17 protein-coding genes and 1 other RNA gene are annotated in these 15,477 nt (G+C 48.8%); 11 read left to right on the top strand and 7 right to left on the bottom strand.

Annotated elements, in window-relative coordinates:
- Positions 1–50 precede the first annotated feature (50 nt).
- Positions 51–1,619, top strand: a complete 1,569-nt coding sequence (gene cshA, locus ET464_RS08285; protein ID WP_129439963.1) for a degradosome RNA helicase CshA — start codon at positions 51–53, stop codon at positions 1,617–1,619.
- Positions 1,620–1,684: 65 nt separating this feature from the next.
- Here the strand turns inward: cshA and ET464_RS19995 are convergent, their stop codons facing one another.
- A complete protein-coding gene (locus ET464_RS19995; protein ID WP_208543910.1) occupies positions 1,685–1,786 on the bottom strand; it encodes a sporulation protein YjcZ in 102 nt (33 codons plus the stop codon).
- Positions 1,787–1,949: 163 nt separating this feature from the next.
- On the opposite strand from ET464_RS19995, the gene ET464_RS08280 reads away from it, so the two are divergent.
- The 3 genes from ET464_RS08280 (at position 1,950) to ET464_RS08270 (ending at position 3,427) form a co-directional block, all read left to right on the top strand.
- Complete coding sequence (locus ET464_RS08280) at positions 1,950–2,711, top strand: YesL family protein (protein WP_129439961.1); 762 nt, start codon at positions 1,950–1,952, stop codon at positions 2,709–2,711.
- An 85-nt stretch (positions 2,712–2,796) separates the two neighbouring features.
- Positions 2,797–2,979, top strand: a non-coding RNA gene (gene ssrS / locus ET464_RS08275) — 6S RNA.
- A 55-nt stretch (positions 2,980–3,034) separates the two neighbouring features.
- Positions 3,035–3,427 (top strand): DUF1499 domain-containing protein, encoded by a 393-nt coding sequence (locus tag ET464_RS08270; protein WP_129439959.1) that lies wholly within the window; start codon positions 3,035–3,037, stop codon positions 3,425–3,427.
- A gap of 63 nt (positions 3,428–3,490) precedes the next feature.
- Here the strand turns inward: ET464_RS08270 and tpx are convergent, their stop codons facing one another.
- Positions 3,491–4,009 carry a thiol peroxidase gene (tpx, locus tag ET464_RS08265; RefSeq protein WP_129439957.1) on the bottom strand — a complete coding sequence of 173 codons (519 nt, stop codon included), beginning with the start codon at positions 4,007–4,009 and terminating at the stop codon, positions 3,491–3,493.
- A gap of 127 nt (positions 4,010–4,136) precedes the next feature.
- Between tpx and ET464_RS08260 the strand changes: the two genes are divergently transcribed.
- Together ET464_RS08260 and gltC are read left to right on the top strand one after the other, a co-directional pair.
- Entirely contained in the window at positions 4,137–4,787 is a 651-nt protein-coding gene (locus tag ET464_RS08260) for a rhomboid family intramembrane serine protease (RefSeq protein ID WP_129439955.1), read from the top strand.
- 31 nt (positions 4,788–4,818) lie between these two features.
- Positions 4,819–5,718 carry a glutamate biosynthesis transcriptional regulator GltC gene (gene gltC / locus ET464_RS08255; RefSeq protein ID WP_129439953.1) on the top strand — a complete coding sequence of 300 codons (900 nt, stop codon included), beginning with the start codon at positions 4,819–4,821 and terminating at the stop codon, positions 5,716–5,718.
- A 126-nt stretch (positions 5,719–5,844) separates the two neighbouring features.
- Here the strand turns inward: gltC and ET464_RS08250 are convergent, their stop codons facing one another.
- The 3 genes from ET464_RS08250 to ET464_RS08240 all read right to left on the bottom strand — a co-directional run bounded on the left by ET464_RS08250 (position 5,845) and on the right by ET464_RS08240 (position 8,888).
- A complete protein-coding gene (locus ET464_RS08250; protein WP_129439951.1) occupies positions 5,845–7,452 on the bottom strand; it encodes a DUF5050 domain-containing protein in 1,608 nt (535 codons plus the stop codon).
- 301 nt (positions 7,453–7,753) lie between these two features.
- Positions 7,754–8,437: a zinc metallopeptidase gene (locus ET464_RS08245; protein ID WP_129439949.1), complete on the bottom strand. Its 684-nt coding sequence runs from the start codon at positions 8,435–8,437 to the stop codon at positions 7,754–7,756.
- A 19-nt stretch (positions 8,438–8,456) separates the two neighbouring features.
- A complete protein-coding gene (locus ET464_RS08240; RefSeq protein ID WP_129439947.1) occupies positions 8,457–8,888 on the bottom strand; it encodes a MerR family transcriptional regulator in 432 nt (143 codons plus the stop codon).
- Positions 8,889–9,248: 360 nt separating this feature from the next.
- Here ET464_RS08240 and ET464_RS08235 point away from each other — a divergent pair, with 360 nt between their 5' ends.
- Genes ET464_RS08235 through ET464_RS08225 form a run of 4 tightly spaced genes read left to right on the top strand, consistent with a single transcriptional unit; the run spans position 9,249 to position 12,478 of the window.
- Positions 9,249–10,601 (top strand): ammonium transporter, encoded by a 1,353-nt coding sequence (locus ET464_RS08235; RefSeq protein WP_129439945.1) that lies wholly within the window; start codon positions 9,249–9,251, stop codon positions 10,599–10,601.
- 47 nt (positions 10,602–10,648) lie between these two features.
- A complete protein-coding gene (locus tag ET464_RS20285; RefSeq protein ID WP_244226715.1) occupies positions 10,649–10,993 on the top strand; it encodes a hypothetical protein in 345 nt (114 codons plus the stop codon).
- Positions 10,930–11,724 (top strand): putative nucleotidyltransferase substrate binding domain-containing protein, encoded by a 795-nt coding sequence (locus tag ET464_RS08230; RefSeq protein WP_244226714.1) that lies wholly within the window; start codon positions 10,930–10,932, stop codon positions 11,722–11,724. The genes ET464_RS20285 and ET464_RS08230 overlap by 64 nt, the downstream gene beginning before the upstream one ends.
- A gap of 16 nt (positions 11,725–11,740) precedes the next feature.
- Entirely contained in the window at positions 11,741–12,478 is a 738-nt protein-coding gene (locus ET464_RS08225; protein ID WP_129439943.1) for a 3'-5' exonuclease, read from the top strand.
- Here the strand turns inward: ET464_RS08225 and ET464_RS08220 are convergent.
- A complete protein-coding gene (locus tag ET464_RS08220; RefSeq protein ID WP_129439941.1) occupies positions 12,464–12,907 on the bottom strand; it encodes a M67 family metallopeptidase in 444 nt (147 codons plus the stop codon). The genes ET464_RS08225 and ET464_RS08220 overlap by 15 nt on opposite strands.
- Before the next feature lie 186 nt (positions 12,908–13,093).
- Between ET464_RS08220 and ET464_RS08215 the strand changes: the two genes are divergently transcribed.
- Entirely contained in the window at positions 13,094–13,639 is a 546-nt protein-coding gene (locus tag ET464_RS08215) for a TlpA family protein disulfide reductase (RefSeq protein ID WP_129439939.1), read from the top strand.
- 35 nt (positions 13,640–13,674) lie between these two features.
- Here the strand turns inward: ET464_RS08215 and cimA are convergent, their stop codons facing one another.
- On the bottom strand, positions 13,675–15,300 hold the full coding sequence (cimA, locus tag ET464_RS08210) for a citramalate synthase (RefSeq protein ID WP_129439938.1): 1,626 nt from the start codon (positions 15,298–15,300) through the stop codon (positions 13,675–13,677).
- Positions 15,301–15,477 lie beyond the last annotated feature (177 nt).

Below are 15,477 nucleotides of genomic sequence, written 5' to 3'. Positions count from 1 at the left end.
TGATTTGGATATTTTCAAGTAGGCTGCAGATAGAAGGAGTATGAGAAAGTTTGAAAACATTTGCTGAATTTGGCCTGGAACCTAAAGTGTTGCAGGCAATTACGGAGCTCGGTTTCGAGGAATCGACCCCTATCCAAGACAAATCCATACCAATAGCGCTGACAGGGAGCGACCTCATTGGTCAAGCTCAGACAGGTACAGGAAAAACGGCTGCATTCGGTATTCCGTTAATTAACAAAATCCCCGTTACAGAAGATCGTATCGTTGCGCTCATTATGACGCCGACACGCGAGCTTGCTATCCAAGTAGCCGAGGAAATTGGTAAACTGACGAAATTTAAAGGACTTCGTTCCTTGCCGATTTACGGCGGTCAAGAAATCGGGCGCCAAATCCGCGCGTTGAAAAAAAGACCGCAAATCATTATCGGTACACCGGGACGATTGCTTGACCATATTAACCGCAAAACGATCCGTCTGGATGATGTGCATACGGTCGTTCTCGACGAAGCGGACGAAATGCTCGATATGGGCTTCATGGACGACATTCAGTCGATTCTCAGCATGGTGCCGGAAGAACGCCAAACGATGTTGTTCTCGGCTACGATGCCGCCAAACATCCAGAAGCTTGCACAACAGTTTCTGAAAAATCCGGAACATGTATCGGTAATTCCGAAGCAAGTAAGTGCGCCAACCATTGCGCAATCGTATGTTGAAGTGCATGAGCGTCAAAAATTTGATGCCCTCAGCCGTTTGCTCGACATGGAATCGCCTGAGCTGGCGATTATTTTCGGCCGTACGAAACGCCGCGTCGACGAACTGAGCGAAGCGCTGCAAAAACGCGGTTATTCCGCAGACGGCCTGCATGGCGACTTGTCCCAAAACCAACGCGACAACGTAATGCGCAAATTCCGCGACGGCAGCATTGATGTACTTGTTGCAACAGACGTAGCGGCACGCGGCCTGGACGTTTCCGGCGTTACGCACGTAATTAACTTCGACTTACCGCAAGATCCGGAAAGTTATGTACACCGTATCGGCCGTACGGGCCGTGCCGGTAAAGAAGGTGCAGCTTATTCGTTCGTGACGCCTCGCGAAATCGACCACCTGCATTTTATTGAGAAAGTAACGCGCCACAAAATTACGCGCAAACCGCTGCCAAGCATCGCGGAAGCGATTGAAGGCAAACAGCGCGTAACGGCTGAGAAAATTTTGGAGACGATCCAAGACGACAGCTTTAATGAATATAAAGGCATCGCGATCCAATTGCTTGAGCAATACGATTCCGTTCATCTGCTTGCCGCAGCGATCAAGCTGCTTACCGGCGAGAAGAAGGACATTACGATCGAGCTTACGCCTGAAGATCCGATCCGTGCGAAAAAACGCAGACCGGATGTCCGCTCGAACGGCCGCCGCTTTAACGGCAGCTCTTACGGCGGCAACCGCAGCGGCAGTGGCAGCGGCGGCGGATACCGCGGCCGTGACGACCGTCGCGGCGGCAGCAGCTACCGCAGCGGGGAAGGCAAAAGCCGCGACGGCTACAAAAGCCGCGAAAACCGTGAAGGACGCAGCGGCGAACGCCGTCCAAGCAAGCCGTCCGGCAGCGATTTCGCGAATAACTAATTAAACAGGCAAGGGGAGCAGGTCAGTGGCTTTTGACGCTCCCCTCCTTTTTAAAACCGCAAGTTTCAATATACAAACGATCTCGTGATGATAACCAGCAGGATAAAAAGAACAAGCACGAGTCCTGTGGAAGACCATACACCGCCGTAACCACCGTAGTTGCTCATGGGGCAGCCTCCTTACTGACTTGATTAATTTTAACAATATATCCTATGCGGTTAGGTGTTCGCCGTCTGGACATTCGCCCAGCACGGGTAAAAATAGGCGGGCAAATACCTGTATCACCCATTGGATATTGGAAATAAATTCACCTATATGGAGGCGGAACAAATGGAACCTAGAGGTTTAATGGGGGGCTTTTACCGCATATCCGAGTGGATTATGCGACTGGCTGTTACCAATGTTTTATGGATCGTATGTTCAATTCCGTTTATGTTTTCAGCGTTTGTATCTTTGTTTGCCCAGGATAAAAATCAGCTGTACTCCACTTTGCTTGTGGCAGCTGTCACAGCTCCATTTACACTGTTTCCTGCTACGGCGGCTATGTTTACCGTTGCGCGGAAATGGGTGATGGGAGAAGCTGATGTGCCGCTTCTCAAAACGTTTTTCAGAGGCTATAAAGAAAATTACAAGCAAAGCATGCTTGGCGGTCTTCTTTATACCGTTATTTTAGTGATATTGCTTGTTGATTTTGTCGTATACCGCAATCAGATTAACAATATCGTTTCGTATATTTTTGTGGCGTTCCTGGTACTCGTAATGATATCAGTATTTAACTTTTTCTCTATGATTGTCCACTATCATATGAAAACGTTTCAATTAGTTAAAAATGCCTTATTAATTACGATTGGCCGTCCGCTGCGCTCCATCTCGATGGTCGTGATGAACGGTGTCGTTATTTTTATCAGCACGAAATTTACATTCCTTATCCCGTTTTTCGCGGGAAGCATTATTGCTTATTTATCGTTCTGGAGCTTCCACCTGATTTATCAGAAGCTGCAGGAACAATCGGAGAAGGCGAAAGAAAACGCAGGCGAGGAAGAAGAGTTCCCTGAGCTGACCGATTCGTCTTCCGATCATAACAAATCATAATGCTAGACGCGCAAAAGCAAGCTTTGCCAATAGCGGAAAACGCTTCGCGGTTTACTTTTGCGTGTCGAAGGGCTATAATAATCAGTACATCCTGCGATGTTCGTTTCGGCTCTTCGTTGTTTTGAACCAATGGCTGTTTCACGGGAGTTCAATATTGAAATGCAGCTGATATGCCCTCGAACGGGGACTTCAAAACCATTTCTGCGGACACCCACCTGCGAGAGCGGGTTCAGAAACATGTGAGTCGGACGGCATAGGCGGGTTTCTTTTTTTTGTCTTTTCGTGTCATACGCAACGTACATAGCAAGAGGGGGAGATCTCTGTTGTTGAAGCGGACCTTAATGGGGCTGCTGCGCAGTCATGAATTAACGGGAGATAAAGCTAAAGACCCGGCGCTCAAATCTCATTTTTATAAGCTGTCCAAAGACAAGGCTTGGGAAGAAGTAACATCCACTCTCAAGAAGATGCAAGGGTTTAAAATTCTTCATGAGGTTCAAAGTGTCGGCGAGATCGTCATGGAAAAAAGAACGGCATTTGGCCGGACGATGGATATTACCGTGTCGGTTATTAGCGTAAATCCGGTGACGTCCGCTGTTGATATTTATTCCGCCTCTAGAGGCAGCCTGGGAGATCTCGGATCTAATTACAGAGTTATTCTTGAAATATACCGTACGCTGGACAAAAAACTTGCACAATACAAGACAACCAACGTTTAGCGGACGACAAAAAACAAAGCGAGGAAGGTTACCCTTCACTCGCTTTGTTTGTGAATATTTCCTTTACAGAAGTGCTTTAACGGCGGCAATTGCTTTGTCATAATCCGGATGCTCGGTCATTTCCGACAAAATTTCAATGTATTGGATTTTGTCGTTTGCGTCCAGTACAAATATCGAACGCATATCAAGACCAAGCTCCTTGATGTAAACGCCATAAGCTTCGCCAAATGTATGTCCTTTGAAGTCGGAGAGCAGTTCCACTTTGTCGACGCCTGCGGCACCGCACCAGCGCGATTGCGCAAATGGCGTATCTACGCTGACGGTCAACACGACAACATTGTCGCCAAGGCTGCCGGCTTCTACATTGAAGCGGCGGGTTTGCGCATCGCAAACACCTGTATCAATCGAAGGCACAACGCTGATCAGCTTGATTTTGCCGGCATAATCTTTTAAGGAAACGTTATCTACCAAAGTTTTGTTAATCGAAAAATCAGGGGCTTGGTCGCCGACTTGAAGTGCAGGGCCAAGCAATGTGAGAGGGTTGCCTTTAAATGCGGCAACGCCGGTACGTTCTTGAGACATATTCATGTCCTCCTTGTAATGGATTGGTCAATGCCACAATTATTATAAGCTTAGGAGGAATGATTGTCCAATAGATGCAGCTGTTGGTGTGAAGTGGTTATGCCGATGAATAGTAAGGAGGATTGCGATGATATTTATGCGGTATGAAAGTTTCAGGGGCTACCTGAAGCAATACCCGGTCATATCGGCTGTTATTGCGCTGAATATCATTTATTTTATTATCGTAGCGGCGACGGGAAGCCTTACGGACGGGTACCATTTGTTCAATTACGGCGCATTTTATTCGGAGCCTGGACAGGACCCGATGGGAACCGCGCAGATTTACCGTTACGTGACATCCATGTTTATGCACGGAGGGATCGAACATCTGCTGTTCAATATGTTTGCCCTGCTTATCTTTGCTCCGCCGCTTGAACGGCTGATCGGCCATACGCCGTTTCTGCTGTTTTATTTGCTGAGCGGGATTTTGGCCAATGCGGTGAGCGCTGCGATGGCTATTGCGCTGGATGAAGACGGAGTATTGTCGGTAGGTGCTTCCGGTGCGATATACGGCGTGTACGGGGCTTATTTATTTTTGGCGCTGTTCCGCAAAGCATGGCTGGACAGCGGCTCGCGCACAACGGTTTATATGATCCTGATTTCAGGCATTGTGTACTCGCTGATGGTAGCTAATGTTAACCTATGGGCTCATGTCGGCGGCGGATTGGCCGGATTTATTTTGTTTGGCCTGTTTGACCGGTTTATGCAACGCAAAGTGCGCAAGACAACTCGCTATTGATTATTTTGTTATGTAGGGGATAGGGAAGGCTATGGAACTTCGTCAGCTTTATTATTTTGTTAAAGTTGCAAAAAAAGAGCATGTCACGCAGGCGGCGGAAGAGCTGCATGTCGCCCAGTCGGCTGTCAGCAGGCAAATTCATCAGCTGGAAGAAGAACTGAATGTTAAACTGTTTTTGCAAAAAGGAAGAAATTTGCAGCTGACGCCGGTCGGACAGCTTTTTTTGAAACGGGCGGAAGTGATATTGGCTGATTTGGAAAGAGCTGTGGTCGAAATTCATGAGTTTCTGGATCCGGAAAAAGGCGAAATCCGATTAGGCTTTCCGCACAGTCTTGGCGTCTCGGTTATTCCGCAGGTAGTCGCTTCTTTCCGCAAGCTGCATCCGAACGTCAAGTTCAGATTCAGGCAGGGCATGTATCCGTCACTGATCCGCGATATGCTGAAAGGGGAAATTGACCTCGCATTTATATCGCCATTTCCCGAGCAATATGAGGCGCTTGGCGGCGAAGTGCTGCTGACGGAAGAGCTTTATGCGGTATTGCCGCCAAACCACCCGCTCGCTTATGAGGAGGCCATCCATCTGTCCCAGTTGAGGGATGAAGTGTTTGTCTTGTTCAGCGAAGGGTATTCGCTTCGGCCCATTGTGTGGGAGGCGTGCCAAGAGGCTGGATTTACGCCCAAAATCGCATTTGAAGGCGAAGAGACCGAGACGATCAGCGGGCTTGTCGCTGCAGGAATGGGTGTCAGCCTGCTGCCGGAGATGGCGCTTCATCAATACGGCGCGCTCCATCCTGCGAAGGTGCGGCTGTTGTCGCCGAAGGTGACGAGAACAATCGGGCTGATTCACCGTTCCAATGAGAAGCTTCCGCTTGTCGCCAAAGTGTTTCACAGCTTCCTGCTGCAATATTTTGAAGAGCATTTTAAAAAATAAACCGTTCTGATTCGGCTAATGTTAGCCGTGGATACTGCAATAATTTCCGATAAAAGAGGCCATGCAGATTAGAGGTTCGATGGACTGCCCCTAATCTGCATGGCTTTTTCATTCGTATCGATACGGTTACTGTTCAGTTAAGCTGCCTGACATTCCGGTTTCATGCATCAGCTCTATGGATGAATCTCTTGACGTCTGGAGCAATACGCCTTCGTCGGAAGTAAGAATATTCGAAATCGGATCTGTAATGTTGACCAGCAAACTGCCTGATGCATTCAGCAGGACAGCGCCGTCGTTATCGCCAGGCCGGCACACTAGAATTCCATTTACAGCATGAACTTCTGCAAATGGTTTGGGCCACACAAGAGGGTCCTGCGCGGCCGGATCGGCTTTGTACAGCTCGAACTCGTTTGTCCCTTTTTTCGTTGTGTAATACAAGTTCCCGTCAAGGTTGTCAAACCAGGACACGGCATGGTCAGTCATCTTGGTCTTGCCCGTTCCATCCAAAGCGGATGAATATAAAGCGCCGTCCTCGTCTTGCGTGTAATACAGCTTGTTGCCGATGATACGGAACGAGCTGACTGCGGATTGAATAATAACCTCGGTTGTATTCGTTTTTAAATCGATTTTATGAATTTGATTAATATTGTTTTCCTGGCGTGAAGCAAGAATGTACAGATCGTCTCCCATTACAGTGGTAGAAGGATCAGGCGTTAATGCTGTGCCAAAGCTGTACTTGATGTGCACGCCATAATTGATTCCGGCCTCTCCAATGGACTTGCCCGTCTCGGGGTCATCCGCTGTCGACAGCAATCGCAAGTTGCTGCCTTCAAACGCTGAGGCGCCTTGGTAAATAAGGAGCGTCCCTTCCGGCGTATCGCGAAAGTCCAGATAACCTGAATGCATCAGTTTTGCTTTGCCGTCTTCGCTAATTTTAACGTATTGATCCGACCCCATTATCCCTCCTCCAAGATGGTAGGTGAACCACAATGCGTTGCCGCGGATTTGAAATTGGATCATCTTTTGCAGGCCGACATCAGTTTCTATGATGTATGAATAGATTTCTTCCTTCTTGGAGGGCTGAAGCGCTGAAGAACGGTACACATGGTTAATGACGCCTGTCGTCTCGACAAAATAATAATACCCTTTGTACAAGGCAACGTCATTCTGGCCGGCATCGGCAGGGAGCGCCGCTGTTTGGAGCTGCTGGTTGTGGGAAGTGATGCGAAGTCCGCCCGTGCTGCTCCAGTTATAGTCCCAACCAAATTCATCATGTGCGAAACGCCACGTAAGCGGGAAGTAGGTCACATTCCGGAAGCTTAACAACGGGTAGGATTCTTGCTTGTTGTTTATCATCTTGCCGTTTACGGTAACGGCTGTGGCCGTCACTTTTGCGGTATAAGAAACCGCATTGCGCTGCTTGGATTTGTATGGCGCATAGGACGCTGTCACATTCTGTTGATTAATTTGGAGCCCGCTTTGCTGCGACCAGATTGCCTCTAATCCAAGCATCCGTGTATCGTACCATGTCATCGGAAAATAAGTAATGCCCCGGTAAACAAGCAGCGGATATTCGCGGTACTGATTTTCGACTGTATGGCCGTTTAATGTAACGGCAAACGAAGGCAATGTAACCTTCACGTTTGCTTCTGCGGCGTAGGTTCGTCCGCCGGGGAACAGCAAGCTCATGCATAAGGACAATGCTGCCGCATAGCCGGCTAATCGCTTTATCATCGTAATGCCAACTCCTTTCTGCTCATTAGACGCAGCCCGTGGAAAAAAGTTACAGACAAGAAGTGCTTGTTGCAGTATATCCCGATGGATTACGCTTAAGGCAGCGAGACAAGCGAGACTCGCCCCCGCGATACGCGGCACGTGTACACAATATACGGACTCGATACGCGGAAGCAACAAGACTAGCCCGCCAAAACAAAGCAGGGACTTCGGATAGCGATACGCGCCTCAGGGGAAAGCGAAAGCGCCGTGCGCACAAAAAAAACCTGCAATGCGCTGCATTGCAGGTTTTTGCAGGGGATTATTCATCACGCGAGCTGGTAAATATCATGATGTACTTCAACAGTTCGAGCAAAGAGATTAAAGCAGCAGCTACATAAGTGAGCGCAGCGGCATTAAGCACTTTGGCAACGCCCCGTTCTTCTTCGTTTGAAATGAAACCTTCTGCGACCATAATGTCGCGGGCGCGGTTGCTGGCATTAAATTCGACAGGAAGCGTAATCAGCTGGAACGCAACCGTAACCGAAAAGAAGATAATGCCAAGTCCAACGAGGCCCATAGCCTGAAACAAAAATCCGGCAATCAGCAGAAACGGTGCCAGGCCGGATGCAAAGTTCACGACCGGGAAGATCCGGTGGCGAAGCACAAGCATCGGGTAATGTGCTTTATGCTGAATGGCATGGCCTACTTCGTGGCAGGCGACCGAAATGGCCGATATGGAATTTTCGTAATAGACAGGCTCCGATAGACGTACAACGCGATGGATCGGGTCGTAGTGATCGGACAGCGAGCCGCGGACCGGCTCGATCGGAATGTTGTGAAGGCCGTTTGCATCCAGCATTCTTCTCGCCGCTTCATAACCGGTCATGCCGCTGGCGGCTCTGACCTCCGACCATTTGTTGAACGTTCCTTTAACCCGGAATTGAGCCCATATGGATATTGCGACTGCGATAATAATTAAGAAATCCATTGGGTGGAAAAACATGCCCATACCTCCTCAACGTTTACATCAGATTGTTTTTGTTCAAAAGAATCATAAGCGCTTCGATGCAAGCAATGGTTTGGGGCATCAGCCGCGTATAAACCTTGTTCACCTGTTTAGGCTTTAACGATTTCAGTACCGGCTCCAATTCTTTGACCTCTCTTTGCAGCTGGCTTAAATGCCTCTCCAGATCGGTCATCCTTTGCGTCACTTGTTCAGCGCTTGATACTTTATCCCATTCTGACAAGGCTGATTTGATTTCATCTAATGTAAATTTATCTTTTTTCATTTGCTCAATACGTTTGAGCCGAATTAAAGTTTCATCACTATATAGCCGGTAATTTTTTGTTGACCGTTCCATCGGTTCAATTAGGCCTAACGAAGTGTAATAATCAATCGTCCTGGCACTTACCGACGCCAGCTTGGACAACTCTCCGATCCGGTACAGCTTCATCTCCCCATTTTACTCAACTCCTTTTTCCTCTCATTTCATTATACATGTATCATAATCGGAAAGTAACCGTACAGTCAAACGTATTACATGTACTTCCTATCGGCTAGCAATGCAAACACTTCAGTAATAGAATGCCGGCGGCGCTCATAGAATTGAAATGCGAAAAATGATGCCTATCCCGCCTAGAAACGACTAAAACTTTGTTAAAAAACTTAACATTTAAGAACACGAAGGACTCGAACGTTAGATTTTTTGTGAAGTTTAAGGCAAAGTGTATTGTCAAAGTAAGCAATTGTGACTATAATGGCATTAAGTCTTTCCTCATATGTTAGGTAATATCACATTTAGGGAGTGGTCGTTGTGATTAAGAAAATGGTGTTAGCTTTGGGGTTGCTTTGCATTTTATTCCCGACCTTGGCGTTTGCTGAAGACCCGTCGGGCGCTACCTTGAATATGGGGTTGAACTCATTATGGGTGATGGTAGCGTTTGTCCTCGTTTTACTGATGCAAGCCGGTTTTATTTTGCTTGAAACGGGATCGACCCGCATGAAAAATGCTGGCCACGTAGCCGGCAAAACGATTTTTACCGCTGGCCTTGCAGCTTTGATCTATTGGGCAGTAGGTTACGGAATTTCTTTTGGCGGCGGCAACAGCTTTATCGGATGGGGCGACTTCTTCTACAGCCCGCCGTTTGCCGCTGGTGACGGCGACGCGTATCCGTCTTCCGTTTATTGGCTGTTCCAATTGGCATTCGCAGTCGTATCGCTTTCCATCGCATGGGGCGGATTTGCAGAACGTGCCAAATTGTCTTCTTACCTCGTATTTACGATTTTCTTCGCCGGACTTATTTATCCGATTATCGCGCACTGGATTTGGGGCGGCGGCTGGCTGGCTGAAGACGGCGCGCAAGACTTCGCCGGTTCTACAGTCGTTCACTTGTCGGGTGCAATTGCTGCCTTTGCGGCAACGGTATTATTGAAACCGCGGATCGGCAAATACAACAAAGACGGCTCTGCGAATGAAATCCAAGGTCATAACCAAGTATTTACAGCTCTTTCGGTCTTGCTGTTGTGGGTAGGCTGGTTTGGTTTTAACGCTGGTTCGACTGTTTCGGTCGGCGATGGATTTTTTGGCTATGTAGGCTTTACTACGATGCTGGGCGCAGGTGCAGGCGCTGTTGCCGCATTGCTCGTATCGTGGGCAATTTCCGGCAAAGCGGACATTACGGCTACGCTGAACGGCACGCTGGCAGGTTTGGTTGCGATCACCGCATCCTGTGCGTTCGTTGACCCTTGGGCGGCAGTTGTCATCGGTGCAGTTGCAGGGATTCTGGTTGTGTTCAGCGCGAAGTTTTTCGAAAAAGTGAAAGTCGACGATCCGATTTACGCTTTGTCGGTACACGGCGTCGCAGGGATTTGGGGTACGCTTGCTAACGGTATTTTTGCAACAACCGAGCTGGCTGAAAAAGTAGGTATCGGTCAAGGCGGCCTGATTGATACAGGCAACTGGAAACAGTTGTGGGTGCAATTTGAATCGGTTGTCGTGTGCGGCGCATTCGTAATGGCGGCATCGTTCCTTGTTCTTGGCGTGATGAAGCTCATTATCGGCTTCCGTGTAACGGAGGAACAAGAAATTGTAGGTCTCGACCTTAGCGAGCATGGCGCTTACGGCTATCCGGAACAAATGAAAAAAGGCCAAGACATCCAAGCTTAAATCCAATAAAATAGAAAAAAAGGATGTCTGAGGGGAGAGAGCATCGGATGGCTGATCCGATACAAGGACAGCTGCTTAAACAAATCGGGTCCGCTGAAGATGCGCATATGCTTCGGCTTGCCCGGATGCAGGCGCAGTCTTATATGGAATCTGTTCTCCCTGCATCGCCTATCGAACAATTTAATGAACAATTAAACGAGATTCATGATGCGGTCATCCGCCGCGCCATTATTCTCGCTGAAACAGAAATGGCACGGTTGGGGATGGGTTCTCCCCCGTGCCATATGTTTATTTATTGTTCGGAAGCGGCGGGCGGACGGAGCAGACCTTGTCGAGCGATCAGGACAGCGGCTTCGTATATGAGCAGTCAAACGATGACCGGGATTCGGTGAAATCATACTTTTTGCAGTTTGCAGCTATTATTGTAAATGTTTTGAAGCAAGCCGGCTATCCGCCTTGTGAAGGGAATGTGCTTAGCGACCAGCCGGAATGGTGTCTCGATTTACAGGAATGGAAAGCCAAGCTGGGCGGGTGGTTTGCAGAACCGGCCTGGGAGTCGGTGCGGTACCTGCTAATTATGGCCGATGGCAGGGCAGTATACGGCGAGCAGAGGCTGGCGGATGAACTGAAATCATTTTATTACGAGCAGGTTCGGCTGCATCCTCCAATTTCAAGAAGAATGCTGGATAATACAATGCGCCATAAAGTGCTGCTTAATTTGTTCGGGCAGCTGTTGAAAGAGCAATACGGGCAATTCGCGGGAAGCTTGGATATTAAATACGGCGCTTATATTCCGATGGTGAATGCCAGCCGTTTGCTTGCGATTGAAGCGGGAGTGCGGGAAACGTCGACCTTGTCGCGTCTTCGCAAATTGTCGGAAATCGGGAAGCTGACGAAGGAGGAAGGCGCCAAATACGAGCAGGCATTTCGTTTATTTGTCCGTCTGCGGCTGATGACCATATCCGTTCAGGAGAACGGCTGGTATGCGAATAACGGGAAGCTGGCCAGCTCCAGCCTGACGAAGGAAATGACGGATGAGCTGAAAAGCGGGCTGCGCATCGGCAAAAAGCTGCAGCGGCGTGTATATAAAAAGATTATGGGGAGTATGGGAAGGCTGATGTAAGGCGGTGTAGCAGACGATGAAAGAACAGCCAAAAGGCGTTGGACGCATGTGGAATTTATATAAAATGGGAGGCTTTACACCGGCGATCGCTTCGATGTTAGGGTCGCAAAATGCCCAGCAGATGGCATTTATTCGTTCTGTAAACAAAGGGCAGCGTAAGCAGGCTGTGTTGGAATCCCGGCTGAGCGAATTGGAATACGTCGTGTTTGATTTGGAAACAACGGGATTTTATCCGGGTAACGGGGATGAAATCATTTCGTTTGGGGCTGTCCGGATGATTGGAGGCCGGGTGCTGGAGGAAGAAACATTCTACAGCCTCGTTAATCCGAAGCGGCTTATTCCCCGTTCCATTGTGGATCTGACGGGCATCACGAACGAGAAAGCCCAGGATGCGCCTGATCTGATGCAGGTTTTGCATGATTTTATGGAATTTGTCGGGAAAAGAATGCTGATCGCCCATGCGGCCGGTCATGATAAGCAGTTTTTGAATGCGGCATTATGGAAAACATCAAGAATCAGCCTGAATCATCGGGTATTGGACACGATGATGGTTGCCAAATGGCTGGATCCCCGCAGGGATAGTTACGCCCTTGACGATTTGCTGATGGCAAACGGCATACCGATTGAAGGGCGGCACCATGCTTTGCAGGATGCTAGAATGACGGCGGAGCTGTGGCAGACGTATTTGAAGCTTATCGCCGATAAGCAAATTTTTACGTTAGGCGAACTTTACGCGTATTTAAGCAATCACTAGCGGGATAGCGGTTAGTTGATTTCCGTTTCGCCGATAGGGTTTGACAGCAGGCCGCTGCGGATTGGATAAGGAAACAATCCAATGTGTACTTGCTTCTTCTTGCGGAAGCCCTTCAAGGTCACGGACAGAAGGGACTGGCGGCGAAGAAGGGTGCGAATGATACATGCCGGCAATGTGCTGCCGGTTTTTTGTTATGCGGAAGTACGCTTCAACCCATTCGGCAGGATCAAATGCAAACCCGGTTTCGGGCTGCGGATGAATATTGGCGACAGGAACGACACCTGTGATGGTTATAGCCGCCTCCTGTCCGTTGCTTGAAACGGGAGCCGTAAGCAATCCGCAGCATTCATGCGGCAGGGCAGACAAGCATAAGGCTGTCAACGTATGTAAGCTATCTTGTGTTATGCGGATATCCGTCATATTATCCATTCCACTATGCAGCCTCCACTTTCACGCCGTTATTTTAATTAGGTATGATCCTGGCCGGTCAAGCCAACACTGAAGCTACCGTGCGCAAGCGGAAGTTTGTACAGGGAACCCGCTTGTTGTTCCAATCTGTCCGTGATACCATGTAGGCAGATTATATTTTGCGTTGAACGGAAAGAAGGGGCGAAAGTGAATAGAGCTTCAGGATGGTTTACGGCAGCGTTCATTCTCGCAGCGCTTGCAGTTTATTTATTTGTATGGGGCGACCAGACGCAAGTGCAAGCAGCTGACTTTAAGCCAAAAGCAGGCTCGTCATCGGTAGCGTTTCAGCTGCCGGGACTGGATGATCAGCCGTATACGGTTGGCGGACCGCAGGACAAGCTGACGCTTGTCAATTTCTGGGCTTCGTGGTGTGGGCCATGCGAGCTGGAAGCGCCGGATTTGCAAAAGCTGCATGAACAATACGGGGATGCCCTACTGATGTACGGTCTGAATGCAACCAAATATGATAAAGAGCGGGCTGCGCGCCAATTTGTGCAGGATCAAAAGTTTACATTCCCCGTGCTGATGGACCGCGACGGCAAAGTGACAGATATGTACAAGGTAAACACGTTTCCGACCACATTCCTCATTGACCGGAATGGCGTAATCCTTGAGCGGATTAACGGCGTAATTACATACGGGGAGTGGGAGCGGCTCATTAATCAATATATCGGTGAAAATAAAAGTGGTTGAGCGCGTGAGCAACGCGTTCAACCACTTTTATTCTATTACTGGTTTACGAGGCCGGCCCGTTCCAATGTTTCAACCGGCGCCGGTTCCACTTTGTCCATATGAAGCAGTGCATACCGGAAGCTGTCGACAAGCGCTTCCCAGCTGGCTTCGATGACGTTACTGGAAACGCCAACGGTGCTCCATGTGCTGTTTTTGCCGGCGGATTCGATCAGCACGCGTACTTTGGCCGCCGTCGCTCCTTTTTCATCCAGAACGCGCACCTTGTAATCGGACAGATGGAACTCTTCGATTTTCGGGTAAAATTGGACAAGCGCCTTCCGGAGCGCATTGTCGAGCGCGTTGACCGGCCCGTTGCCTTCAGCAGCCGTGTACACATAAGTGCCGTCCACATTCAGCTTCACGATCGCTTCGGATGACATTGGCCCGCTTTCAAAACCGCTGTCCCGGTCAACGAGCATTTTAAACGACTCGACTTTGAATGCTTCTTTCATCTCGGTAAATGCTTCGCGGAGAAGCAGCTCCATGGAAGCGTCTGCTCCTTCAAACTGGTAACCCTGATGCTCAAGATCTTTGATCCGGTCAATAATTTGCTTTGTTTTCTCATTGTTTGCATTGACGTCAAGGCCAAGCTCTTGCGCTTTGGAAATGACGTTGCTTTGCCCGGCAAGTTCCGATACGAGAATGCGCTGTTTGTTGCCAATCAGCTCCGGCTGGATATGCTCATAGGTTTTGGAATCCTTCATGATGGCCGATACATGGATTCCGCCTTTGTGCGCGAATGCAGCATTACCGACATACGCCTGACCGACCGGCATATGGACGTTGGCAATTTCGCTTATATAACGGGCTGTGCCCGTAAGGGTTTTGATCTGGTCTGCAGCAAGCACTTCATAACCAAGCTTCAGCTGCAAATTCGGGATGATAGAACATAAGTTGGCATTGCCGCAACGTTCCCCGTATCCGTTAATCGTGCCTTGTACCTGGCGGGCTCCCGCTTGAACGGCTGCCAGTGAATTGGCCACGGCAAGTTCGCAATCGTTATGTGTATGAATTCCGATGTTTGTTCTCAGCTCACGGCGAATGACGGACACAATGTCGTGAATTTCGGTTGGCATCGTCCCGCCGTTCGTATCGCACAGGACGATCCAGTCTGCGCCTGCTTCTTCGGCGCGGCGAAGGACGGACAACGCATATTCGGGATTGTTTTTATAGCCGTCAAAAAAATGTTCGGCATCAAAAAGAGCTTCCATATGATTCCGCTTCAGAAAAGCGATAGAGTCGTAAATCATCGACAAATTTTCTTCCAGCGTCGTCTGCAGGGCGGTATGTACATGGAAGTCCCACGACTTGCCTACAAGGGTAGCTGCCCGGACGCCGGATTCGGCAATTCTAAGCAGGCTTGTGTCATGTTCCGCCAAACTGTTTTTGCGCCTCGTGCTGCCGAATGCCGTTATTTTGGCGGACAGGTTGTATTGCTTAATCCGCTGAAAAAATTCGATATCTTTGCTGTTGCTGCCCGGATTTCCGCCTTCAATATAGTGGACGCCCAAAGCATCAAGCTTTAAAGCGATTTTTAACTTGTCTTCTGCCGACAGGCTGATTCCTTCACCTTGTGTGCCGTCACGCAGCGTCGTATCAAATATGGAAATGCTCGTGGTCATGCGTCATGACGCCTCCTCTTCCTAACTGAACGCAAGTCAAATCAGATATTAACGTATTATAACATTTGTTCGCGTGAAAGTAGAGTGGTCCGGCAACTTTTTATGCAGCAAGGGGAAGTGGCGCTTAGTTTTAGCATAAAAGCGTTATTGCTATACCGCAATAACGGGTTAAAGAAA

Origin of the sequence: Paenibacillus protaetiae (assembly GCF_004135365.1) — a bacterium.
Lineage (GTDB): Bacteria > Bacillota > Bacilli > Paenibacillales > Paenibacillaceae > Paenibacillus_AP > Paenibacillus_AP protaetiae.
This window is presented reverse-complemented; position numbering and strand designations above follow the sequence as displayed.

What these genes read in the sequence shown, in the direction of transcription:
- ET464_RS19995 (WP_208543910.1), bottom strand. Translation starts at nt 1,786, where the DNA reads ATGAGCAACTACGGTGGTTACGGCGGTGTATGGTCTTCCACAGGACTC.
- ET464_RS08280 (WP_129439961.1), top strand. Translation starts at nt 1,950, where the DNA reads ATGGAACCTAGAGGTTTAATGGGGGGCTTTTACCGCATATCCGAGTGG.
- tpx (WP_129439957.1), bottom strand. Translation starts at nt 4,009, where the DNA reads ATGTCTCAAGAACGTACCGGCGTTGCCGCATTTAAAGGCAACCCTCTC.
- ET464_RS08260 (WP_129439955.1), top strand. Translation starts at nt 4,137, where the DNA reads ATGATATTTATGCGGTATGAAAGTTTCAGGGGCTACCTGAAGCAATAC.
- gltC (WP_129439953.1), top strand. Translation starts at nt 4,819, where the DNA reads ATGGAACTTCGTCAGCTTTATTATTTTGTTAAAGTTGCAAAAAAAGAG.
- ET464_RS08250 (WP_129439951.1), bottom strand. Translation starts at nt 7,452, where the DNA reads ATGATAAAGCGATTAGCCGGCTATGCGGCAGCATTGTCCTTATGCATG.
- ET464_RS08245 (WP_129439949.1), bottom strand. Translation starts at nt 8,437, where the DNA reads ATGTTTTTCCACCCAATGGATTTCTTAATTATTATCGCAGTCGCAATA.
- ET464_RS08240 (WP_129439947.1), bottom strand. Translation starts at nt 8,888, where the DNA reads ATGAAGCTGTACCGGATCGGAGAGTTGTCCAAGCTGGCGTCGGTAAGT.
- ET464_RS20285 (WP_244226715.1), top strand. Translation starts at nt 10,649, where the DNA reads ATGGCTGATCCGATACAAGGACAGCTGCTTAAACAAATCGGGTCCGCT.
- ET464_RS08225 (WP_129439943.1), top strand. Translation starts at nt 11,741, where the DNA reads ATGAAAGAACAGCCAAAAGGCGTTGGACGCATGTGGAATTTATATAAA.
- ET464_RS08220 (WP_129439941.1), bottom strand. Translation starts at nt 12,907, where the DNA reads ATGGATAATATGACGGATATCCGCATAACACAAGATAGCTTACATACG.
- cimA (WP_129439938.1), bottom strand. Translation starts at nt 15,300, where the DNA reads ATGACCACGAGCATTTCCATATTTGATACGACGCTGCGTGACGGCACA.